The organism is Paenibacillus caui (genome assembly GCF_019904135.1).
Lineage (GTDB): Bacteria > Bacillota > Bacilli > Paenibacillales > Paenibacillaceae > Fontibacillus > Fontibacillus caui.
This window is the reverse complement of sequence record NZ_JAIOGQ010000002.1, coordinates 138,053-160,000: the sequence shown is the minus strand read 5'-3', so window position 1 is coordinate 160,000 and position 21,948 is coordinate 138,053. Positions and strand designations below refer to the sequence as shown.

Genomic DNA, 21,948 nt, shown 5'->3' with positions numbered 1-21,948 from the left:
CGATGCCGCATCTGCGGTGTTCAAGCTCGGAGGCTTTCCCTTTTTTGTTGTTTCATAAGGAGTGATGAAAGTACATGTCCGCTATGCCAGAGCTGCTTGAACCGGGTACCGTTCTGGGCAGCAGATACAGCATTGTCAGCCTTGCCGGGAGCGGAGGCAGCAGCCATGTGTATTTGGCCAGGGATTTAAAGCTGCCAGGGAAAGTCTGGGCTATAAAGCAGACCTTATCAGAGCCAGGGAGCTGCAGCCGGATGGAAGAAGAAACAGCTATGCTGATCGCCCTGGATCATCCGAGGCTGCCGCGAATCGTTGATTTTTTTCCGGCCGACCATAAGAGCCATATCTATCTTGTGATGGATTATTTGGAAGGGATAACGCTTGAGCAGTATATACGGAGGGTGAAATCCGTTTCCGGGGAACAGCTTATTCAAATCGCCGAGCAGGTATGCGACGGTCTGCATTATCTGCATACCCGGGAGCCGCCGATTATTCATCGCGATTTGAAACCGTCCAATATGATGATTGAATCGGATGGACAGCTGCGCTTTATCGACTTCGGGACTGCCAGAGCTTACAAACCGCAGCATTCCGAAGATACGGTAAAGCTGGGGACGGTCGGTTTTGCCGCGCCGGAACAGTATTCCGGCAAGCAAAGCGATGCCAGAACGGATTTGTATGCTTTAGGCGCCGTCCTGTTATATTTGGCGTCCGGCGGCGAGTACAGCGAGTTGACTGCAAGGCCGAACCGACCGGTCAGAAAGGATCTGCCTTTAGAATTAATGCGAATCATCCGCAAACTGCTCAGTTATCATCCTGACGACCGCTTCCAATCAGCCTTTGAAGTCAGGGTCGAACTTGAGAAGCTCAAAACCTCCAGCCTGCATGCAGGGAGAGCGGCGATCAGAGAGAGGCCAACCGTTATAGCTGTGGCTGGAGCCTGCTCCGGTCTGGGAGCAACACATTTGTCGCTGCTGCTTGCGCATTCCTTGGCAGGCAAATTCTCAAAGACAACGGTCATTGAGTGGAGCGCAAAGTCCAAGTCCTTTGTTTCGCTGTTTTCGGAGCTGGCAGCGGATCAGGTCCAGACCGGCAAGGAATTCATGATCGGAAAGGTGGCCTATCTCAAAAAGCCAACCAGGTCCGAGCTGCTCCATCTATATAGCAGAGGCGGCGGACTGGTTGTGATCGATCTAGGATGCGAAAGCGATAAAGACGGGCTGGAGGAATTCGCTAGAGCGGATTTGCAGCTGGTCGTTATTCCGGCTGCTCCATGGCGAAGAAAAGATCTGGAGGGCTGCATCAGGCGATTGTCCGCCTATGAAGGACGACAGCGCGTTTACGCCGTACCTGGAGCGGGGGCGTCCCTGCGTCCCGTTCTTCGCTTGCTGAAAGGCTCCAAAGTGTATGGAGTTCCTGTGGAACCGGATCCTTTTGCTCCCGGCGAAGGGGGCGTTCAATGGACTGAGCTTGTGTGCAGCGGACTTTTGCCTAAACAGCGCAGGTCCTTTGTCTGGCGATGGGGATTGAAAGGATATAGAAACCATTTAGGGGAGTGAGTGATGTTTTGTTCAGAATAAGGCAGCGCACAAGGCAAGTCATTTATGGATTCATGGCAGGCGCCTCTATACCCGTTCTGCTGCTTGGAGGGTTGATGATTTATAACAATGCCGGTTATGAGGATTCCAAACGTGACTTAGTGCAGCATTACAACGATGAAATAGCACGGATAAAGCAAGCTTCGCAATCGTTAATGGTTAAAGGCTGGGTGCCAAAGACGACGATTCAGGCCGGACAAACGATACAGGATGCTGATCTGACGCCGGTTGAACTTCCTAAGGATTCGATACCCGATAATTTTGTAGGCTCCAAAGAAAACATAACGGGCAGTTCGGCAAAAGTTGTGTTGAACGCCAACACTTTGATAACGGAGTCTCTGCTTTATAGAGAAGCCCCAACTCCAAGGGACCTAAGGAACAGGGAGATGAGCTTTGTACAGCTGCCGGTAGCCCTTCAACAAGGCGATGCAATCGATATCCGGATCCAGTTTCCTACCGGTGAAGATTATATTTTGCTGTCCAAGAAAAAGGTGCTTTCTCTTACAGATTCGATGCTGACAGTAACGCTTGATGAACATGAAATATTGTCGCTCTCAAGCGCGATCGTGGACGCTTATTTGCATAAAGCATCCATTTACGCCTTGACTTACGTAGAACCGGGATTGCAGAATGGCGCGATTCCGACTTATCCGGCAAACGATCAGGTCATGAAGCTGATAGCAAGAGATCCGAATATAGTTAAACAGGCTGAAACCTTCCTGAATAAGTCCTCAAGGGAATTGCTCGAGAAGGGATTAACCGCAATGTCTCCGCAGCGATCGCTTGATTTCGCAAGAAGCCAAGCTGCAGCCGCTGCTGCATCGGCACGGCCTGCAAGCATAGACGAACTTGCAGGGGATAGTGAAACTGCAGAAGATGCAAACGGTGATGGACACGAATAACGGGGTAACCGTGGAAGGAGCTGCTAATGGGTTATGGAAAGCTGGATCTATACAGGAGTTAGCGACAAACATGATTTGCTGCTTTATGTCTGCAGACTGCTGGCTGCGGCCGGCTCGAAAGTATTGATGGTCGATGGAACGGAAAGGCAGATCTACCGATATTCCATCGGGCAGGCCGACAAGTCGCTGCCAATCACGGAATATTACGGATTTGACGTTGCTTGCGGATTTTTTTCGGCCGAGTCCTTGAAACAGTATATGATGGAGCGGGAAACGCCGCTTAAGCACTATGATTATGTTATTTATGACTTGGAGAAAATGACGTTCTTGGGTGAAGAGGAGTGGGCTTTGGCGAACGGTATTTTCTGGGTTAGCACCTTTGAGCGATTTGCCGTCGAGCGCAGCGTGGAATGGTTCAAGCTGCTTTTCTCCAAATATCCTGGACTGGAAGGCATTTCGATGGGCATGATCTTTATTCGTTATGTGGAAAGCCTGATTGAAGAACAGTACATAAAGACCGTTGTTGATCGCTTGCCTGTGAAATGGGATGAACATGCTGTCAAAGTTCCTTGGGATGAGAGAAACTACAGTCTTCAACTGGAGAACGAGCACAACCGGACGCTGCAAATCAAGCCGCTGTCCCGCGAGTACAAGAAAGCCATTAAATTGTTGACTGAGAAGATGTCCAAAAAGGATTCCATAACAACCAGAAGTTTGCTTAGGAGCAGTGCAAGGAGGCGGGCATGGGCAAATTCATAATTTATGACGGAGAATCCTGTATCGGTTCTGCTGAAATTGCCTTTTCCATGGCCGTTACGAGCAGTCTTGTCAACCCGGAGAAGTGTCTGCTGCTTCATGTTGGCAGAAAAGGAGACGGCGCCGAACAGGGGATCGTTCCTGTGAACCGAAGGGTAGGACCGAGCTACTTGCCTCTGGCCGATGAAGGCATGGATGCGCTGACGAGACTGGCGGCCAGCGGCAGACTGAACAGTCGCAATATATCGGACTACACGCTTCCGATGATAAGTAATCGATTGGATTTGGCTACCGGATCCGAACTTTCTGAGGACATGGACTGTGCGAAGAAGGAGCAGATTTACCGGAACATTTGGCGAGCAGCTGCCGGCTGCTATGAGCGGATTTATGTACAGGGAGCAGACTGGCGTACGGCTGATTCCATGATGGCCGAGGGAGATGTGGCCGTTGCGGTTTTGCGCCAGAACAGGGTGGTGCTTGAACAATTTTTCAGCCGACTGCAAGGCATGGAAACGGCTTTAATAAGGCCTTGCATGATTGCGATTAGTCATTATGATGCGTTTTCCTCTTTGTCGGTTAGAAATATCAGACGGATGTTCGGAAGCCGCATTCCCATTGTGGGAGTCCCTTATAATACAGGCTTCTCGAATGCCTGGAACAATTCAGAGGCAGCTGCGTTTATTCAGCGGAATCTTTCTTCATCTGGAAGAAGCCGGCAGAATGCGCCGTTCATAACGGCACTTAAGCAGCTTGTGAAATACAGTCTGGCATTGTCAAAGAGCGCAGGGTCAGCATCGGATGAGAAGGGGGCGTAAGGATGAGCTATGCGGTTTGGAATATGGCAGGAATTGCGCTAATCGCCGCGTGCCTTATTCTGTATTTAGGATTCAAGCGTCAACGAGCATCCGGAAAGGAACAAGCGTCCATTCATCCGAAGGACGTGGAACGTTATCAACTGGAACAGATTATCGCTTATGTCAAGCAGGCTCTTCATGAAATGAGCCGAAATCATCTCGACGACTATGGGCTTGGGGAAGAGGAATACCGCCGGAAAAGGAATCAAAGGGCAGGGCTGAGGCAAGCTTTGAAGGGCTGCGTGTCCGGTGACATTCACGACAAGCTGTTTGTGAAAACCTATATTTCCGATTTGCTTGAATCAGGCTATGGACTGACCAAGGAAGAGCTTGATCACATTATTCCATTTGAGAACCGGGAGCGGTTAACGCCCCAGGATCGTTTTGAAATCGTTCTTTATTTGTACAAACAGCAGTACGGGGACAAAGCGCTGGCCGTATTGATCGAACATTACAGCCTTGATGCCCCCAAACTTTCAGGCAGTGGAGACGGCAGTTTCAGATACGAGATCGATCAGGACGATATCGAGCATGTCTTTTATATGGAATACCGCAAATTGGATTATTCAGAGAAAATGGATTTGGTGGTACAGCGAGTTTATCAGTTGTATAAAGGTTTTTCTGTCATTGATGAGATTCGGGATCAGCTCATCGACGGGGTCAGCGGCGGGGTGAGCGGTTTGCCGGACGATATCCGCACCGGGCAGGAAGTGAGCGGCTACGGGAACTGGCCTGATATCTCCGAGGCCGACATCGCATCAGCCGATCGAAGCTGGGACAGCGTCTGGATCTTTTACAGAGGAAAATCGATCCACCTGTCGTTTCTTTCGTTCGGCTCGGAAGGCGAACTGAAGCGAGTCTGTCAGAACATTTATAAATACAACCTTCCAGGTCAGCTCTCGGAGGCGAATGCTTATAAAGTTAACGAGATGAAAGACGGATCGCGTGTCGTTGTGGTCAGGCCTCCGTTTGCCGAAAGCTGGGCGTTTTTTGTCCGTAAATTTGATGTCAAGAACGCTACGCTTGAGCAGCTTATTACCGGCGAAGGAGCAGAGCTTGTGATCGGTCTGCTTCAGTTTTTAATGAAAGGAAGCCGGATTACGGCGATTACAGGCTCACAGGGAGCGGGAAAGACGACGCTGCTGATGGCCATGATCAAGCATATTTACGCTTCCTATACGCTTCGCATTCAGGAAATGTCGTTTGAGCTTCACTTAAGAAGGCTCTATCCTCAGCGCAATATATTAAGCTTTCGCGAAACGGATTATATTTCCGGACAGAAAGGGCTGGATTTGCAAAAGAAGACCGATGGGAGCGTCAATATTTTGGGAGAGGTGGCCACTGACGAAGTCGCTGCCTGGATGATTCAAATGTCGCAGGTTGCCAGCTTGTTTACCGTATTTACACACCATGCCAAAACCTTTGCCGATCTCATTTTTTCTTTACGGAACTCGCTGCTGAAATCCGGCATGTTTCGGGACGAGGGAATTGCCGAGAAGCAGGTTGTCAGAGCCGTAAACTTCGATGTCCACTTGCGGCATGACATGGACGGTAACCGTTATGTGGAGCGGATTACGGAATGCCTTCCGCTTCCCGAAATGGCGCAAGGCTACACTGCGAGGGATATTGTTGTGTATAAGGGCGGGAAATATGAAATCGCCGAACCTCTTTCGCTGCAAGTCCAACTGGACATGCAACGGGAGATGCGTCCAGAGGATGCCGAGCAATTCGGCCGATTTTTATACACCTACTGGGGGGAGCGAATTGGAGCTTAAACTGATACTCTACTGGCTAGCGGCTGTCAGTATTTGCGGTTTTATTCTAATCTTCCTCTTAATCCTTCTGTCAGCCAGACGTTCAGGTGTTGATAATCCGGCCCAGGGCGTTTTGGCTAAAAGGAAAAAAATGAGCTTAAAGCAGGCGCTGTCTGTTCATTTACAGCGGTCATACCGGCTGTTTCTAAACATACCGCTCCTCCGCTTCTACACGCTCAAGGTGCGGAGCAGGCTGAGCGCCATCCCGGACAACGATGAATATACGCTTAGACTTCGAACGGCAGGCTCTGTTTATGTTTTGCTTTCGTTATTTTTCTTTACGATAACAGTTTTGTTCCTCATGAATCCGGATGCTCTTTATTTATTGACCTTAATTCTGTCGGCAGCCGTGATCAATGGATTGGCGCTGGACGCTTATGTGGGCAAGCTTCAGCGAAAGCTGCTGCAGCAGACGGTCGATCTTTTTGCAGGTGTCAGACATGCCTATCACCGTCATGGCATCGTAGAAGAATCTATCCTCGAAGCATCTGAGGAAGCGGGAAAGGAAGTGTCGGCTCACGGTTACAAAATATACGAAGCGTTGTGCTCTCCAAAGCCGCAGCAAAGCCTTGAATCCTATTACGAAACGTCGCCGGGCAGGTTTTTGAAGTCATTCGCCGGCATTTCGTATCTGATCATGGAGTACGGCGATAAAGTGAGCGCCGGTGGATCAGCTTTTTTAAAAGCTCTTTCCGGGCTTAGCAAGGAAATTCATCTCGAGCTGCTGCTATTGGCCAAGCTGGACTATTTGCTGAAAGGGTTGCACGTGATCGCGCTTGTCCCGGTGTTTTTTACGAAACCGATTGAGAGATGGGCAAGAAACAACTTTCCGCTAATGGATGTTTTCTACGGCGGGAAGTTCGGGATGGTTACGAAAATATGCATTTATTTGATCATACTGGTCTGCTATGTCTTGCTTCAGAAAATAAAAACCGAGGAAGAACTAACGGCTGTAAAACCGGGGGCCGGCAATTGGGAGAAGCGTCTGTATGAACACCGCTATTTTCGCAAACTCGTCATTCCGTTTCTGCCCTCTAAAAACTCGCAGGCTTATATCCGGACCACCGAGCTTTTAAAGGATACCCATTGCCGGATGAGGGTGGAATGGTTTTATGTAAGGAGACTGGTCTATTTTGCGACGAGCTTCGCCGTAGCGCTCTCCCTATTTATTTTTTTGCACGGCATGGAAAAAGCTCATATTTTGCATCATGCTGCAACTTCGCAGATGATGTTCGGCTCCATGACTGCTGAGGAAAAGAAAGAAGCTGCCGGCCAAGCGGCTGATGACAGAAAAATTATGGAGCAATTGAGGATGTCGGATAAGGCGAGATATGAAGCAATAGCCGAACTGGTCGCCGCTGACAATCATACAGAACCCTTGTCCAGGGAGCGCCTTGCGGAGTCTGTCAACCGGATTGCCGGAAAGCTGGACAGATGGAATTCGGAAGTGCTGCAGTGGTGGGAAGTGCTCATCGCCTTGCTATTAGCTAAGGTTGCCTATTATGCTCCATACTGGCTGCTTCTCTTTCAAAGAAGAGTTCGCCTGATGGACATGAAGCATGAAATCTACCAGTTTTATACGCTGATTTCAATCCTTCGGGAAATGGAGCGGATGTCGGTAGAAGAAATCATGGAGTGGTTGTATTCCTTTGCGGTTATTTTCAAAACGCCAATTGAAAAATGCATTTTGCATTATGAACACGGACCGGAGGCCGCCCTGACCGGGATGAAGGAAGAGGTTTCGCTGCCGGAATTTCAGCGCCTAGCGGACAAGCTTTTGCTTGCCGAGAGCAAGATAGCGGTAAGCAAAGCTTTTGACGATGTGGAAAGCGAAATGGGCTATTATTTCGAGCAGAGACGGCTGGATTACGAGAAGACGCTTGATATGAAAGCCAATTTAGGCAAAACGATTGGCTTTACCCCGATGTATGCCCTTGTTTTCATGTATTTGGTCATACCGCTGATCTGGATGAGCTTCAGCCAGCTGACCGTTTATTACGAACAAATTCAAAAATTGTAGACGGGAAAGGAAGGATTGGATTATGAATAACGCATCAACTGCATTAAAGGTAGCTGCCGGTATTTTTCTGACGATTGCACTCATTACGATTGTCGTCATTTTATTTATTTCGGCACAGGAGGCGACCAAAACGGCCCAGAACAATTTTTCGGATATCCAAACTGAATTGGCACAGGCTTCATTTACGGTTTATGACGAAACGACGATCAGCGGTTCTCAGGTTACCAATGCTCTTCGCAAGTACAAAGGGAAAGGGCAGTTTGGCATCCAGGTGAAAACGGGGAAAAATACGGTAGGAGAGTGGTACGGATCCGTACTGTATGTCGGCGATTCCACAAGTCAGGAATACGGCTCCGTCATTACCGAAAGCAGCGGCCAGATCGGAAACACCTGGAACGAAGCCAGCAGTGAATATGTCAACCCAAGCGGCAAGTTTAAAGCCGAAGTCGTGAAAGACAGTTCCAATGTTGTTCGCGGACTGTTATTTACCCAAACCTCGGTTCGGTAAGATGAGGAACTGTGATGTTAAATAATGTGAAGCATATGCTCTGGACGGCAGCGTCTTTGTCCCTGTTCATTACTGCGTTGGCTTTAACTTTCCAAGGTATGGACATAGCGGATGGAGCCGCTGAGGGGGCGTTAAACACTCACTCCAATATGGCGAGGAGCGTTTATCCGAAAGCATTAGACGTCAAAGATGAATTTTACAGCGGTTCGCAGGTTATTTTTATGTGGAGAAATTCGTCCCGCGAGAACCTGTCGGTTGAGGTAAACGGCACAGTTCTGCCGTCTCCCGGTTTGGATCCGGACCCTGATCTAATCGTTCCTGTTACAGAAATAGATCCTGCTGAAATATATTCAGCCGCATTCGAATTTGATGCCTCCGGTCAAATCAAGAAGATTCGGTTCCGTAATTTCCGGAAGGAATAACAACCAGGGGTGGTACAGTGTCCAATATACTATCGAAGGTAACTGCCGCTCTGCTTGCAGTATTGTTATTGTATTTCTTTCCCTCGATGCAAACCGCGAAGCGCCAGGATGACGTTGCTCTGCTTACCTCATACAGACAAATCGAACAGTTTGTCGATGCCGTTCGCAATAAGGGGTATATTACACCTGAAATGTACTCGGAATTCGAATCGGAGCTAGGAGCATATTTTAGCGGATACGAAATTGAAATGGAGCACCGGCATAAAAAATATCACCCGGAATACGGCGATCCGGCTGATTCGTCCACCTTTCTGGGACAATACAGCGTACAGTATGACGCTTATTACAATAACACGATTATGGAGGCCTTGTTTCCTGCCTCCAACCAGACTGCCGCGCCTGATCAAATTCAGGATCGGAAATACCTGTTATCGGCCGGCGATTATTTTGACGTTCGGGTTACGCCCGCAGAAAGCACAGCTTCTTCAATATTAAACCGGTTCCTGTACGGGAACGGGCTGAAAGAGATACAGGTTCCGCTCATTTACGGAGGAATGGTGCTAAATGAAGATTACTGAGTGGGCGATTGTGTTTGTGCTTATAGCGGGACCGTTTTTTTGGGCGTCTTCGTTAAGGGCGGATAACCGGATGGAAACGCTAATCTTGGAACAGCGCTACAATGCGGCTCTTCGAACCTCTGCAATGGACGGCGCCAGCATGCTGAATGTGAACGAACTGCCTTCATATGAGGCAGGATACGCTTCGAGCAAGTTTTTCCGCGTTGACAAGCAAGCCGGTCTGGAAGCGATGCTGCATACACTTTATGTTAACTTTCATGTTGAAGACGATCCGGCGGGCCAGCTTGCGCTGCTTGATTATATACCGGCGGTTGTTGTCATAGACTACGATGGTTACTCCATATACGGGGTTCAGGATTTGACCGGGCCGAACGGGGAGGCAGAAAGCAAACATGCCTGGTTTCCTAAAAAGCCTTATGCATACCAGGATGCATCCGGAAACGTGTTATCGTTCACTCTGGACAACCGATTGACGATGTTTGACAGGACGGCGGGACTTTTCCTCCATGGCCGAAGCGAAGAAATAGCAGCTTTCAGCAGCGATGAGTTGCTAGGAGATACCGAACTGCTTGACTCGCTTCGGAGGACGACGATCGTAACTTCCATTGAACGCGATCTGGAAGCAGTCATTTCAAAACATAACCAATATACCTCCAGGATTGGCATTACTTATACATTTACACTTCCGCTTATTTCCGGCGAAGATTGGAACAATACCCTTGACGATGCCGGGATGATCGTTTTTTTACAGGGGATTCCGATTGGCGACCGGTATTACAACAATTTCGCTATGGGCGGGGGTAGGCTGCTCAAACGATATCCTGTTCTGGGCGGAGTGGATGAGGCAACAGGGATCAAGTATTACTACAGAGCGCCATGCGGAAGCCTTTACCGTACGGAGGAGACCTTTGCAAGTGAACGGGACGCGGCAGCCAAAGGATATTTCGAGGCGAAGTGTACGAATGAGGGAGGATAACGGGGATAAGGCAAGGCAATGTGCTTTGCTAATATTTTGTGATCCGATACCGGAAAGTTAATTTCTAGTTGGTATTTCGAAACAGGCTTCTCATGTGCTAGAATAAATACTTGAATGCTTAGATATACCGAATTTTAAAGAGCGGCATTCATTATTCCAGCGATAGGAGTTTAGCACTTACTATGAGTTTACTGACTGTAGAGAACGTCACTCACAATTTTGGGGAACGGACTTTATTTAAAGATGTATCCTTCCGGCTGCTGGCTGGCGAGCATGTTGGATTGGTTGGCGCGAACGGCGTCGGAAAGTCGACGCTTATGAATATTTTGACCGGCAAACTGTTGAAGGACAGCGGCAAGGTGGAGTGGACGCCGAGGATTCGCTACGGTTATCTCGATCAGCATACCAAGCTGACACCGGGAAAAACGGTGCGCGAAGTGCTGAAGGACGCCTTTCTTCCGCTTTTGGAGCTGGAGCAGGAAATGATGGCTATTACGGAAAAAATGGCGGATGCGTCTCCGGAAGAGCTTGAAGAGCTGTTAACCCAGATGGGCGACATTCAGGAACAGCTTGAAATCGGCGATTTCTATCTGATTGATGTCAAGGTAGAGGAGATGGCGAACGGGCTGGGGCTTTCAGCAATCGGTCTCGAACGGGATGTTGCCGCCCTTAGCGGGGGGCAGCGGACCAAAGTGCTGCTGGCCAAGCTGCTGCTTGAGAAACCAACGGTTCTGCTCCTTGACGAGCCTACCAACTATCTGGACGTAGAGCATATCCAGTGGCTGACGAACTATTTGCAGGACTATCCGTATGCTTTCATCCTGATCTCTCATGATACGGAGTTTATGAACAAGGTGGTCAACGTGATTTATCATCTGGAGTTCGCCAAGCTGACCCGCTACACAGGGAACTATGAAAAGTTTCTGGAAATGGCTGAAATCAGTAAAAATCAACATATTGGCGCCTATGAAAAGCAACAGGAGTTCATCAAAAAGCAGGAGGATTTCATTCAGCGCAACAAAGCCCGTGCTTCAACATCCGGACGGGCGAAGAGCCGTGAGAAGCAGCTTAACCGTCTGGATAGAATCGACAAACCCGAAGAAGCCGCCAAACCGGTCTTTGGCTTTAAAGAAGCTAGAGCAAGCGGCAAAACGGTTTTCGAGGGCGTAGACTTCGAGATCGGCTATGACCACGCTCTTCTGCCGAAGATGACGATGACGATTGAACGGGGCGAGAAGATTGCGATTGTCGGCTGTAACGGGGTCGGTAAATCGACGCTGCTCAAAACGATTTTAGGCAAGATTCCGTCGGTAAGCGGCAAGACGTATCTGGGGGATTTTCTGTATCCGGCTTACTTCGAACAGGAGGTTCGTCCGGGACATATGACGCCGATCGATGACGTATGGAATGAATTTCCGCATTTGAACCAACATGAGGTACGGGCGCATTTGGCCCGTTGCGGACTGAAGAACGAGCACATTACGCGGCAGCTCAGCGCCCTCAGTGGCGGAGAGCAGGCGAAGGTCCGTCTGTGCAAGCTGATGATGCGCGAGACGAACTGGATTTTGTTTGACGAACCGACGAACCATTTGGATGTGGCAGCTAAAGACGAGCTGAAGCGCGCCCTCAAAGAATTTAAGGGGACCGTTCTTCTGGTCAGCCATGAACCCGACTTTTACGAAGATTGGGTAACAAAGGTATGGGATGTCGAGCAGTGGTCCATGAAGGTATGACTAAAGCATTAAATAACTTTACCAAAGCATCTTGGAATTGACAGAAGGCAGGTCAGGAGCGTAATCCTGAGCCTGCTTTTTTTCTGGAATGGATATTGAATGAAGGGCTAAATGCGATATTTTCCAAATTGAAAAAGCGGGCCGTTTATCCTCGACTCTTATTCTGACCCTTCAGGCGTATGATTTTCCACAGCCTTTCGCAAACTAAAAAGGACATTTAGCGCTAGAGGCGGCATCCGGGGTGAACGAAAGGCTGTGAAAAAATGGATTGTGATGGTGGATGGGCAGGACAAGGGGTATGCGGATCAAACGGAAGAACGGCTTAAGGAAGCTGGCTTTCATATTAACCGGTTTCCGGATGCACAGTTGGAGCAATGGAAAGCTGGAGCCGGATTTGAGCCTCCCGAGCTGTTGCTTATTGATATCGAACAAAGGGGACAAGAAGAAATAGCTTCGTTGATTCGTTTCGGCCGGAAAGAGGAACTTCTGCCCTATCCGGTTATCGCAGCTTCCGGAAGGCTTTCGACGCAGCAGCTACTGGAGGCTTTTTCGGCAGGGGCCAATGACTATGTAAGCAAGACGGTGCCGATCAAAGAATTGATCGCCCGCATCGAGAACCTTGTTGGCTTGTTCCATCGAATGGAGCATCATGAGCGCAGTTATATCTATTATGAGGATCTTCGAATTGAAACAAAAAAGCAGAAAGTATTCCGGGGGGAAGACGAAATCAGTCTAACCCCCAAAGAATACGATCTGCTGCTTTACCTGACGCGGCACCGTCATGAGATATGCACCCGGGAAACCATATTACAAGAAGTGTGGGGCTATGATTTCTCGGTTAATACGAACGTAGTTGATGTTTATATCAAGCATATCCGCTCCAAACTGGATGCGGGGCATCAGCGCAAGCTGATTCACACGGTCCGGGGAGCCGGTTACATGCTGCAGTAGCCCGCCAGCCGTAGGACCACAAATCAGCTTGATGACCGGGATAACCGCAGGGTCCTTTTCTTTATCTGATCATTAAAAATCTTAAAGAACGCGGCGCGCTTTCAGGTAGGTTTTCTTCCAGTGGCCAGATTTCATGTCGGAAATCGTTACACCTGGGCTGCCGTAAGTGTGCAAAACTTTTCCGTCGCCCGCATATATGCCGACATGGGTTACATTTTTACCGTTTGCGCGGCTGCCGCTTGAGAAGAACACAAGGTCGCCAACGCGAAGGTTTGATTTCGATACCGCTTTGCCGACTTTGGATTGTGCGGCGGAAGTACGCGGCAATTTAATGCCGTATTCTTTATATATATATTTCATAAAAGAGGAGCAGTCAAAAACTTTGGTTGTTTTGGTTGAAGCGCCGAATTTGTAAGGCGTACCCATAAATCTTTTGCCGAGATCTACAATTTGTTGACCTTTGGAAGCACTTACGCTGACAGCATCCGTTGCGGTTGCTGCATGAACTTCAGCTTGTCCAACAGTCAGCAAGCCGGTTAAGCCAATGGAAGCGCAAAGGCTAACTGTTACTACCTTCTTGAAGAGTCCTTGAATTTTAATCATCTATATGTTACCTCCTGAATTTTTTTTCTTGGGCTTGACTGAAGTATAACAGGTTTGAAACAACCTAAATTTATCCATACCTAGGAAAAATACTGATATAGCAAGCATTTAAGCCGCTTTATTAAAATTCGATTAAAATTTACAAAAAATTAATAATTATAGTATAGGACTTGGTGCTAAAAAAGCCGAAAACCCTTATGTATCAAGGATTTTCGGCTTTAATCCATCTTCAACTCAGAAATCACGATGATTACAAAAGTGTAACCTGTTTGTTGCTAATCTTTGCTCTGAACAATTAAAAGCAGCCCGCTTTCAATTTGGATTGTTCCCCGTTCAGCGATCAGCTTGTTGCTGATCCCGACCGATTGTCCCATTCGGATTGAAGCGTTGTCAAGCGGATACAGGAAGCCTTCGATGGTAATTCCCGTCACTTCCGGCGTCATTGGAATTAGCGAGACATAGGTGAAGTCGCCTTTCTCTATGCAGGCGGATGATCCGGTCAACGTAATATAGTTGTTCTCATCCCGGATTGAGCTGGGTATTTGATGTTGAAGGGCGCGAAGCATCATTTGGATGTTGGCGAAAGAGTGATCGCAACGGCTGCCGAGAACGCCAAACATCATAATTTCATCCGGCCTCCTGTCGAGCGCAATATCGAAAGCGAGCTCAGTATCGGTCTGATCTTTGTCAATCGGATCCACGATGGTTACGCTGCCGCATACCTCCTGAATTCGCTGCAGCTGCTGCGGCGATACAGAGTCAAAGTCACCTATCGCAATATCCGGAATGATCCCGTGATCCACCAGAAAGAAAGCCCCGAAGTCTGCTCCAATCAAATAATCGCCGGGCCTGATATATTCTTTGAATCCGGAGGCGATATTGCCCCCTGCAAAAATGAGAACTCGATTTGAAGATGTCATTTGCACCTCTCCTTGCCGTATGTCTTTGCGCTGATTTTATGTAATTACCATAGTATAGAACAGAAATAGTATAGAACAGAAATTTTTGTTGCACAATTTGGTGTGGAAAAGCTACAATGTTAACGTCATATGTGAGATTAAGCAGAGAGGAACGGAAAAGCGGGGATGGAGTTATTTGGTATTTTCAGCATCATCGGCACGATTGCTTTTGCGGTTTCGGGAGCGCTGGTTGCGATGGAGGAAGAGTATGATGTGCTTGGAGTGCTCGTGCTGGGACTTGCTACAGCGTTCGGGGGCGGAATTATCCGTAACGTGCTGATTGGAGTTCCGGTTACCACCATATGGACCCAGGGGCCGCTTATGCTGCTGGCCGTCTTGTCGGTCGCGGCAGCTTTCATTGTGCCTGTTTCCTGGATCAATCACTGGAAAAGGGCGGAAGCCTGGTTTGATGCGATAGGGCTCGCTGCATTTGCCGTACAAGGGGCGCTTTATGCGGTAAAAATGAACCATCCTGTCAGCGCAGTCGTCGTTGCTGCGGTGCTGACCGGAGTAGGCGGGGGAATTGTCCGCGATCTGCTCGCAGGCCGCAAACCTCTGGTGCTTCGAGATGAAATTTACGCCGTTTGGGCGATGATTGCCGGGTTCGCCGTCGGACTTGGCTGGTCCGAATCGAGGCTGGAACTGATCGTTCTGTTCGCGTTGATTGTCGTATCGCGCATGCTGTCCGTGCATTTCCGCTGGAAGCTGCCGAGACGCTCTTTGAAGGATAAAACGCTGGCCGGGAAAACCGGGAGAGTCGATATTTGATATAGCTTGCAAAATAATTGAAGGGAGGCCTGCCGGTTCGGCGGGACTCCCTTTTTTTGACGCGCCTGCAGCGCCGATTCATAGGGCCTCTAGTTATGAACCGGATGAACCGAGAAAATAACTGAGCGCCGCAGGGAGCTCCTGCTGCCAAAAGCCCCACAAATGCTGGCCGACTTTTTCGAAATAGACGACTTTAGCGCCGCGTTTCTCCAGCAGTTCTTTAGTCTTGCGGTTCAGTTCCACAAAATCATAGATTCCGGTATCCGTTTGATATTCCCGCTCCTGCAGCCCGACCACCATATAAAGACTGAGGGACCCAAGATTCGTTTCTTGGGCAATAATCTCCTGGCTCGGGATATAAAAAGCACCGGAGAGGGTAATGATTTTGGAGAACAAATCTTTGCGCTTAAGCGCAATGTGCAGGGACACGGAGCCGCCAAGCGAATCGCCGGCCAAAATCCGTTCCTCAGGCGAACGGCGGACCGGATAATTGTTTTCCACATAGGGAATAATTTCTTCAGTAAAACAGGAGACATACGCCTCGAAACGGCTGCCGAATGGAGCGTACTCCTGCGTTCTTACTTTGGTATTCACTTCTACTCCAACTATAATGAAGGGTTCGATGTCTTCATCCAGAATGAGTCGGTTCGCATGTGTGGCAATCCGGCCGAAATTAAAAAACTCTTCACCGTCCTGGCAGTAGACAACCGGATAGCTCAGGAGTTCGTTATAGCCTGGGGGAAGATAGATGCGAAGCCGCCGCGTTTCGTTCAAGTATTTGCTTTCAATCTCGTGTTTGACGACAGTCCGTTTTAAATAACGGGAATCCGTCATGGTCGGTCACTCTCCCTTTTGTTTTTGCAATTGCCTGCGTGATCAGTTAAGATTATGCATGGTGGGTGAACACGCTTTCTTAGTGTGACAATTATCACCACTGTTATACAATTGTTAATTCCCTGTTATACATACAAAACAACATTATGAATACATTTTGTAGTATATCCTTTGACTAAAGTGATGTAACAGATGTATAATAATTCTATAACAGCGGAACATGATATTCAAATTTTTTGTCGAGGTGAAAAAAATGAGCAAGGTTCCTTATGAAGTATATACGGAGGAAGTCGAGGCTTTGTCGGTGCTCTCTCCGGACGGTGAAATTATTAATCCAGATAAGCTTCCCGACCTTACTGATGATCAACTGAAAGAAATTATGTACCGTATGGTATTTACCCGGACTTGGGACGAACGGGCGATCAACCTTGGCCGTCAAGGGCGTCTCGGTTTCTACGCACCTGTATCCGGACAAGAAGCGACAATGGTCGGCAGTGAATTCGCACTGGAGAAAGACGATTTCATTTGTCCGGGCTATCGTGATATGCCGCAGATTGTATGGCATGGTCTCCCGCTCTATCAAGCTTTCCTGTATTCCCGTGGCCATCAGCATGGCGGTCAAATCCCTGAAGGCGTTAACGTGCTTATGCCTCAAATCATTATCGGTGCTCAAATTCTTCACGCTATGGGTATTGCGATGGGCTTCAAACTGAAGAAACAAAAACATGTAGCGATCACCTATACCGGTGACGGCGGATCTTCCGAAGGCGATTTCTACGAAGGTTTGAACTATGCTGGAGCATTCAAGCTGCCGGTTATTTTCTTTGTGCAAAATAACGGGTATGCGATCACCACTCCTTTTGCCAAACAAACGGCTGCGCTGTCGATCGCTCATAAAGCGGTTGCTGCCGGCATCAAAGGCGTTAAAGTTGACGGCATGGATGTGCTTGCCGTAATCAAAGCCGTACAAGAAGCTGCCGAACGCGGCCGCAACGGCGAGGGCGCTACCCTGATCGAAGCCGTAACTTACCGTTTCCGTCCACACTCCCTTTCTGACGACACGACCAAATACCGTACGAAAGAAGAAGAGGGACAATGGAGCGAGAAGGATCCGATCAACCGTCTTGCCAAGTACCTGGAGAAGAAAGGTCTCTGGACCGAAGAAGATACGCAGCGCGTGAAAGATGAAGCGAAAGCGAAAGTGAACGAGCAGATCAAAAAGGCGGAACAGACCGAGAAAATGACGGTGCCGGGTCTGATCGACAGCATGTTCGAGTCCACACCTAAACATCTGGAAGAGCAAAAAGCGGATTTTCAATAATAAAATTGGGCTTGCACACCCGCGGAGGGAACTTGATTTGCAGCCTTCTACATAATGGACAGGTTGCCGGGGTCTAAAGCGGGATGATCGTATAAATGGCATTTAGTGAACAGGAAATTGTTAAGGAGGAGTAATAGCAATGGCACAAATGAATATGAAAGAAGCGATTCGCGACGCGCTGCGCGTGGAATTGGAACGCGACTCGAACGTTGTCGTCTTCGGGGAAGACGTGGGCCATGTCGGCGGCGTGTTCCGCGCAACCGAAGGGCTGCAGAAACAATTTGGTGAAGAGAGAGTATTCGATACTCCGCTGGCTGAGTCCGCTATCGGCGGTCTTGCCGTAGGTCTTGGCATTCAAGGTTTCCGTCCGGTTGCCGAAATTCAGTTCGTCGGCTTTATTTTCGAAGCTTTGGACCAAATGCTGGTTCAAGCGGCCCGTCTGCGCTACCGTTCCGGCGGACGTTACAACGCGCCGATCGTGTTCCGTACACCGTTTGGCGGCGGCGTTAAAGCAGCCGAACTTCATACCGATGCGCTGGAAGGCTTGATCGCCCAAACTCCGGGCATCAAACTGGTTATCCCTTCCAATCCATATGACGCCAAGGGATTGATGATTTCCGCGATCCGTGATAACGACCCTGTATTTTTCATGGAACACCTCAATTTGTATCATGCTTTCCGGGAAGAGGTTCCAGAAGGGGACTATACGGTTGAACTGGGAAAAGCCAAAGTGGTTCGCGAAGGTTCGGATGTAACGATTATCGCTTACGGACTTATGGTTCATACGGCGATCAAAGCAGCGGACGAACTTGAAAAAACAAAAGGCATCAAAGCCGAAGTCATCGACCTGCGTACGCTTGTGCCGCTTGACATTGACACAATCGTGGCTTCCGTCAAGAAGACAAACCGGGCGATTGTTGTGCAGGAAGCGCAGAAATCTGCCGGTATCGCCGCAGAAGTCATCGCACAAATCAATGAAAAAGCCATTCTTCACCTCGAAGCGCCAGTTCTTCGCGTAACGCCTCCGGATACCGTTTATCCGTTCGCGCAAATCGAAGACACATGGCTTCCGACTCCGGCCCGTATTGTGGCAGCAGTTAACAAAGTAATTGAATTTTAATCGAAATCATTCCAGAGGAGGTCTTCCAGGTGGCAAAATTTGAATACCGCTTCCCCGAGCTGGGGGAAGGTCTGCATGAAGGCGAAATCATCAAAATGCATATCAAGCCGGGCGATAAAGTAACCGACGAAGATATTATTATGGAAGTTCAAAACGACAAGGCGGTTGTCGAAGTTCCATGTCCGGTGAACGGCGTGGTTCAAGAGGTGTTCGGCAAGGACGGCGCCGTGTTCCGCGTAGGCGACGTTGTTGCCGTAATCGATGCGGAAGGCGATCTTCCGGAGCAGGAGTCTGCCCCTGAACCGGCTAGCGCTCAAAATGCCGCTCCTGCAGCGCCTGCACCTGCACCTGCTGCAGCCGCTTCATCGAAGTTTGAATACCGCTTCCCGGAACTTGGCGAAGGTCTGCATGAAGGCGAAATTATCAAAATGCATATCAAGCCGGGCGACAAAGTAACCGACGAAGATATCATCATGGAAGTTCAAAACGATAAAGCGGTTGTCGAAGTTCCATGTCCGGTGAACGGTACGGTCCTGGAAGTGTTCGGTAAAGACGGCGCTGTATTCCGCGTAGGGGATGTAGTTGCTGTAATCGACGCGGAAGGCGACGTTCCTGAGCAGGAATCGGCTCCTCAGCAAGCCGCCGGTCAGGAAGCTGATGCGGCAAAAGGCGGAGCAAATACGGCTGCCGCAGCGGTGCCAGGTGCGCCAAATGCTGAAATTTTGGCTACTCCGGGCGTTCGGAAATTTGCGCGTGAACAAGGCGTCGACCTCTCGCTTGTAAAAGGATCCGGCAAAGCCGGCAAAATCACGAAGGAAGACGTTGAAGCCTTCAAGAAAGGCGGCGCCACCGCAGCACCTGCAGCGCCTGCGGCTGCTGCAGCACCTAAAGCAGAAGCAAAAGCGGCAGCCCCTGCAGCGGCAGAAGCAAAACCAATAGCAGTAGGCGGCGAAGAAGAACGCGTGCCGTTCAAAGGCATCCGCAAAGCGATTTCGAATGCGATGGTCAAATCCGCTTACACAGCTCCGCACGTTACGATCATGGACGAAGTTGACGTAACCGAGCTGGTAGCGTTCCGTACCCGCATGAAACCTGTCGCCGAGAAGAAAGGCATCAAGGTTACTTATCTTCCATTTATCGTTAAAGCTCTGGTGGCTGCTTCACGTCAATTCCCGGCCCTGAACGCATCGATCGACGAAGTGAACAACGAAATTGTTTATAAAAAATACTACAACATCGGTATCGCCACCGATACAGACAACGGTTTGATCGTTCCGGTTATCAAGGATGCAGACCGCAAGAGCATCTGGATGATTGCTGACGCCATTCGCGACCTGGCCGCACGCGGCCGTGACGGCAAGCTGTCTCCGAACGAGATGAAGGGCAGCACAATCTCCATTACCAACATCGGTTCTGCCGGAGGTATGTTCTTTACTCCAATCATCAATTATCCGGAAGTTGCCATTCTGGGTACCGGACGCATTTCCGAAAAACCGGTTATCAAAAACGGTGAAGTCGTTGCCGCTCCTGTGATGGCTTTGTCCTTGAGCTTCGACCATCGTCTGATTGACGGCGCAACGGCTCAAAACTTCATGAACTACATTAAACAGCTGCTCGCAAATCCTGAGCTGCTTGTTATGGAGGTGTAATGTAATGGTAGTAGGAGACGCTTCTCTTGATATTGATACATTAGTCATCGGTGCAGGTCCCGGCGGTTATGTAGCGGCTATTCGCGCCGCTCAGCTGGGACAAAAGGTACTGATTGTCGATAAATCCGAAGTCGGCGGCGTATGTTTGAACCGCGGCTGTATTCCTTCCAAAGCGTTGATCTCGGCCGCTCATCAATATGAGTCCGCACAGCATGGCAGCGCGTTTGGCGTAACGGCTGAAAACGTGAAAGTCGATTTCAGCAAAACACAAGAGTTCAAGAACAGTGTTGTCAAGAAGCTGACCGGCGGTGTTGCCGGCCTGCTGAAAGGCAACAAAGTTGAAATATTCAACGGCGAGTGCATGTTCATCAATGAAAATGAAGCGCGCTGCTTCAACGATCACGAGTCTCCTCGTTATCGTTTTAAGCATTGCATTATCGCCACGGGCTCCCGTCCGATCGAGCTGAAGCCTTTCCCGTTCGGCGGACGCATTCTGTCCTCGACCGAGGCGCTGGAGCTGCCTGAAATTCCTAAGAGTCTTGTGCTGATCGGCGGCGGTTACATCGGCGCCGAGCTTGGCCAAATGTACTCCAAATTCGGCACAAAAGTAACGATCATCGAGGGCATGGACAGCATCCTGCCTGGTTTTGACAAAGATATGACTCGCCTCGTTGCGAAGAACATGGCTAAAACCAACATCGAGATCATTACCAATGCCAAGGCGGAAAGCGCTGAGCAGAACGACAAGGAAGTTACAGTGAAGTACTCCGTTAACGGTGAAGCAAAAGAAATTAAGGCGGATTACCTGCTTGTTACCGTTGGCCGCCGTCCAAACACGGATGGAGATTTGGGCCTTGAACTTGCAGGCGTTGAAGTGGGCGAACGCGGTCTGATCAAGGTTGATCATCAAGGCCGCACAACGAACCCGAATATCTTTGCCATCGGTGACGTTGTTGCCGGTCCTGCTCTTGCTCACAAAGCTTCATACGAGGGCAAAGTGGCTGCCGAAGCGATTTCGGGACTTCCTTCCGTGGTTGATTACAAAGCGATTCCTGCAGTCTGCTTCACGGATCCGGAATGCGCCAGCGTAGGCTATACGGAAAAAGAAGCCAAAGACAAGGGCATCAAAGTAAAAGCCGGCAAATTCCCGTTTGCAGGCAACGGACGCGCTTTGTCCCTGAATCAGCCTGACGGCTTTATCAAATTGGTAGCTAACGCTGACAACGACGTGGTAATCGGCGCCCAAGTAGTGGGTATCGAAGCTTCCAACCTGATCGCTGAGCTTGGTCTTGCCGTTGAGATGGGTGCAACGCTGGATGACATTTCCTTGACAATCCACGCTCATCCAACGCTGGGCGAGATTGTGATGGAAACAGCTGAGCTGGTCGAAGGCCATCCGATCCACGTATTGTCCCGCTAATCCCGTCAAGGGCGGTAAAGCTTTTTTCTTCCGCTTAAGGCATTTATGAGCATTTATACAAGAAGGAGTGAGAACGCTGGTGTTCTCACTCCTTTTTTTAGGGGCGATAAAGGATTTCAATCCCTAAACCTGACGTAAGATGATATAATAGACGTTAAATATACA

General features: G+C 49.2%; 20 protein-coding genes. 17 read left to right on the top strand and 3 right to left on the bottom strand.

From position 1 onward, the window contains the following. Nucleotides 1-74: 74 nt before the first annotated feature. The 12 genes from K7397_RS01915 to K7397_RS21960 all read left to right on the top strand — a co-directional run bounded on the left by K7397_RS01915 (nucleotide 75) and on the right by K7397_RS21960 (nucleotide 13,109). Nucleotides 75-1,556 (top strand): serine/threonine-protein kinase, encoded by a 1,482-nt coding sequence (locus K7397_RS01915; RefSeq protein ID WP_223066252.1) that lies wholly within the window; start codon nucleotides 75-77, stop codon nucleotides 1,554-1,556. Between the two features lie 8 nt (nucleotides 1,557-1,564). Next, nucleotides 1,565-2,497, top strand: a complete 933-nt coding sequence (locus K7397_RS01910) for an SAF domain-containing protein (protein WP_223066251.1) — start codon at nucleotides 1,565-1,567, stop codon at nucleotides 2,495-2,497. A 33-nt stretch (nucleotides 2,498-2,530) separates the two neighbouring features. Further along, nucleotides 2,531-3,256, top strand: coding sequence for a hypothetical protein (locus K7397_RS01905; protein ID WP_223066250.1), 726 nt, complete (start codon nucleotides 2,531-2,533; stop codon nucleotides 3,254-3,256). After that, nucleotides 3,241-4,068 carry a hypothetical protein gene (locus tag K7397_RS01900; RefSeq protein ID WP_223066249.1) on the top strand — a complete coding sequence of 276 codons (828 nt, stop codon included), beginning with the start codon at nucleotides 3,241-3,243 and terminating at the stop codon, nucleotides 4,066-4,068. Before K7397_RS01905 ends, K7397_RS01900 begins: the two co-directional genes overlap by 16 nt. A gap of 2 nt (nucleotides 4,069-4,070) precedes the next feature. Beyond that, entirely contained in the window at nucleotides 4,071-5,882 is a 1,812-nt protein-coding gene (locus K7397_RS01895; RefSeq protein ID WP_223066248.1) for an ATPase, T2SS/T4P/T4SS family, read from the top strand. 130 nt (nucleotides 5,883-6,012) lie between these two features. Beyond that, on the top strand, nucleotides 6,013-7,941 hold the full coding sequence (locus tag K7397_RS01890; protein ID WP_223066247.1) for a hypothetical protein: 1,929 nt from the start codon (nucleotides 6,013-6,015) through the stop codon (nucleotides 7,939-7,941). A 22-nt stretch (nucleotides 7,942-7,963) separates the two neighbouring features. Next, nucleotides 7,964-8,449 carry an ABC transporter permease gene (locus tag K7397_RS01885; protein WP_223066246.1) on the top strand — a complete coding sequence of 162 codons (486 nt, stop codon included), beginning with the start codon at nucleotides 7,964-7,966 and terminating at the stop codon, nucleotides 8,447-8,449. Nucleotides 8,450-8,463: 14 nt separating this feature from the next. Further along, nucleotides 8,464-8,871 carry a hypothetical protein gene (locus K7397_RS01880; RefSeq protein WP_223066245.1) on the top strand — a complete coding sequence of 136 codons (408 nt, stop codon included), beginning with the start codon at nucleotides 8,464-8,466 and terminating at the stop codon, nucleotides 8,869-8,871. A 17-nt stretch (nucleotides 8,872-8,888) separates the two neighbouring features. Continuing rightward, a complete protein-coding gene (locus tag K7397_RS01875; RefSeq protein WP_223066244.1) occupies nucleotides 8,889-9,449 on the top strand; it encodes a hypothetical protein in 561 nt (186 codons plus the stop codon). Beyond that, entirely contained in the window at nucleotides 9,436-10,425 is a 990-nt protein-coding gene (locus tag K7397_RS01870; protein WP_223066243.1) for a hypothetical protein, read from the top strand. The genes K7397_RS01875 and K7397_RS01870 overlap by 14 nt, the downstream gene beginning before the upstream one ends. 182 nt (nucleotides 10,426-10,607) lie before the next feature. After that, a complete protein-coding gene (locus K7397_RS01865) occupies nucleotides 10,608-12,158 on the top strand; it encodes an ABC-F family ATP-binding cassette domain-containing protein (protein WP_223066242.1) in 1,551 nt (516 codons plus the stop codon). A gap of 255 nt (nucleotides 12,159-12,413) precedes the next feature. Then, nucleotides 12,414-13,109: a winged helix-turn-helix domain-containing protein gene (locus K7397_RS21960; RefSeq protein WP_223066241.1), complete on the top strand. Its 696-nt coding sequence runs from the start codon at nucleotides 12,414-12,416 to the stop codon at nucleotides 13,107-13,109. 81 nt (nucleotides 13,110-13,190) lie between these two features. Here the strand turns inward: K7397_RS21960 and K7397_RS01855 are convergent, their stop codons facing one another. Together K7397_RS01855 and K7397_RS01850 are read right to left on the bottom strand one after the other, a co-directional pair. Further along, nucleotides 13,191-13,709 carry a C40 family peptidase gene (locus K7397_RS01855; protein ID WP_420488742.1) on the bottom strand — a complete coding sequence of 173 codons (519 nt, stop codon included), beginning with the start codon at nucleotides 13,707-13,709 and terminating at the stop codon, nucleotides 13,191-13,193. 278 nt (nucleotides 13,710-13,987) lie between these two features. Beyond that, nucleotides 13,988-14,632 (bottom strand): thiamine diphosphokinase, encoded by a 645-nt coding sequence (locus tag K7397_RS01850; RefSeq protein WP_223066239.1) that lies wholly within the window; start codon nucleotides 14,630-14,632, stop codon nucleotides 13,988-13,990. 165 nt (nucleotides 14,633-14,797) lie between these two features. Between K7397_RS01850 and K7397_RS01845 the strand changes: the two genes are divergently transcribed. Continuing rightward, the gene (locus tag K7397_RS01845; RefSeq protein WP_223066238.1) at nucleotides 14,798-15,439 is read left to right on the top strand and encodes a trimeric intracellular cation channel family protein; all 642 of its coding nucleotides are present in this window, start codon (nucleotides 14,798-14,800) and stop codon (nucleotides 15,437-15,439) included. A 93-nt stretch (nucleotides 15,440-15,532) separates the two neighbouring features. Here the strand turns inward: K7397_RS01845 and K7397_RS01840 are convergent, their stop codons facing one another. Beyond that, the gene (locus K7397_RS01840; RefSeq protein WP_223066237.1) at nucleotides 15,533-16,273 is read right to left on the bottom strand and encodes an alpha/beta hydrolase; all 741 of its coding nucleotides are present in this window, start codon (nucleotides 16,271-16,273) and stop codon (nucleotides 15,533-15,535) included. Between the two features lie 253 nt (nucleotides 16,274-16,526). Here K7397_RS01840 and pdhA point away from each other — a divergent pair, with 253 nt between their 5' ends. The 4 genes from pdhA (at nucleotide 16,527) to lpdA (ending at nucleotide 21,783) form a co-directional block, all read left to right on the top strand. Next, nucleotides 16,527-17,594: a pyruvate dehydrogenase (acetyl-transferring) E1 component subunit alpha gene (gene pdhA, locus K7397_RS01835; protein WP_223066236.1), complete on the top strand. Its 1,068-nt coding sequence runs from the start codon at nucleotides 16,527-16,529 to the stop codon at nucleotides 17,592-17,594. Nucleotides 17,595-17,733: 139 nt separating this feature from the next. Beyond that, nucleotides 17,734-18,714: an alpha-ketoacid dehydrogenase subunit beta gene (locus tag K7397_RS01830; protein ID WP_223066235.1), complete on the top strand. Its 981-nt coding sequence runs from the start codon at nucleotides 17,734-17,736 to the stop codon at nucleotides 18,712-18,714. Between the two features lie 29 nt (nucleotides 18,715-18,743). Beyond that, nucleotides 18,744-20,363, top strand: a complete 1,620-nt coding sequence (locus K7397_RS01825; protein ID WP_223066234.1) for a 2-oxo acid dehydrogenase subunit E2 — start codon at nucleotides 18,744-18,746, stop codon at nucleotides 20,361-20,363. A gap of 4 nt (nucleotides 20,364-20,367) precedes the next feature. Further along, the gene (gene lpdA, locus K7397_RS01820) at nucleotides 20,368-21,783 is read left to right on the top strand and encodes a dihydrolipoyl dehydrogenase (RefSeq protein ID WP_223066233.1); all 1,416 of its coding nucleotides are present in this window, start codon (nucleotides 20,368-20,370) and stop codon (nucleotides 21,781-21,783) included. Nucleotides 21,784-21,948 lie beyond the last annotated feature (165 nt).

Excerpts from the sequence above, each read along its gene's own strand:
- K7397_RS01915 (WP_223066252.1), top strand. The coding sequence starts at position 75 with ATGTCCGCTATGCCAGAGCTGCTTGAACCGGGTACCGTTCTGGGCAGC.
- K7397_RS01905 (WP_223066250.1), top strand. The coding sequence starts at position 2,531 with ATGGAAAGCTGGATCTATACAGGAGTTAGCGACAAACATGATTTGCTG.
- K7397_RS01900 (WP_223066249.1), top strand. The coding sequence starts at position 3,241 with ATGGGCAAATTCATAATTTATGACGGAGAATCCTGTATCGGTTCTGCT.
- K7397_RS01895 (WP_223066248.1), top strand. The coding sequence starts at position 4,071 with ATGAGCTATGCGGTTTGGAATATGGCAGGAATTGCGCTAATCGCCGCG.
- K7397_RS01890 (WP_223066247.1), top strand. The coding sequence starts at position 6,013 with ATGAGCTTAAAGCAGGCGCTGTCTGTTCATTTACAGCGGTCATACCGG.
- K7397_RS01885 (WP_223066246.1), top strand. The coding sequence starts at position 7,964 with ATGAATAACGCATCAACTGCATTAAAGGTAGCTGCCGGTATTTTTCTG.
- K7397_RS01880 (WP_223066245.1), top strand. The coding sequence starts at position 8,464 with ATGTTAAATAATGTGAAGCATATGCTCTGGACGGCAGCGTCTTTGTCC.
- K7397_RS01870 (WP_223066243.1), top strand. The coding sequence starts at position 9,436 with ATGAAGATTACTGAGTGGGCGATTGTGTTTGTGCTTATAGCGGGACCG.
- K7397_RS01865 (WP_223066242.1), top strand. The coding sequence starts at position 10,608 with ATGAGTTTACTGACTGTAGAGAACGTCACTCACAATTTTGGGGAACGG.
- K7397_RS01850 (WP_223066239.1), bottom strand. The coding sequence starts at position 14,632 with ATGACATCTTCAAATCGAGTTCTCATTTTTGCAGGGGGCAATATCGCC.
- K7397_RS01845 (WP_223066238.1), top strand. The coding sequence starts at position 14,798 with ATGGAGTTATTTGGTATTTTCAGCATCATCGGCACGATTGCTTTTGCG.
- K7397_RS01840 (WP_223066237.1), bottom strand. The coding sequence starts at position 16,273 with ATGACGGATTCCCGTTATTTAAAACGGACTGTCGTCAAACACGAGATT.
- pdhA (WP_223066236.1), top strand. The coding sequence starts at position 16,527 with ATGAGCAAGGTTCCTTATGAAGTATATACGGAGGAAGTCGAGGCTTTG.
- K7397_RS01830 (WP_223066235.1), top strand. The coding sequence starts at position 17,734 with ATGGCACAAATGAATATGAAAGAAGCGATTCGCGACGCGCTGCGCGTG.
- lpdA (WP_223066233.1), top strand. The coding sequence starts at position 20,368 with ATGGTAGTAGGAGACGCTTCTCTTGATATTGATACATTAGTCATCGGT.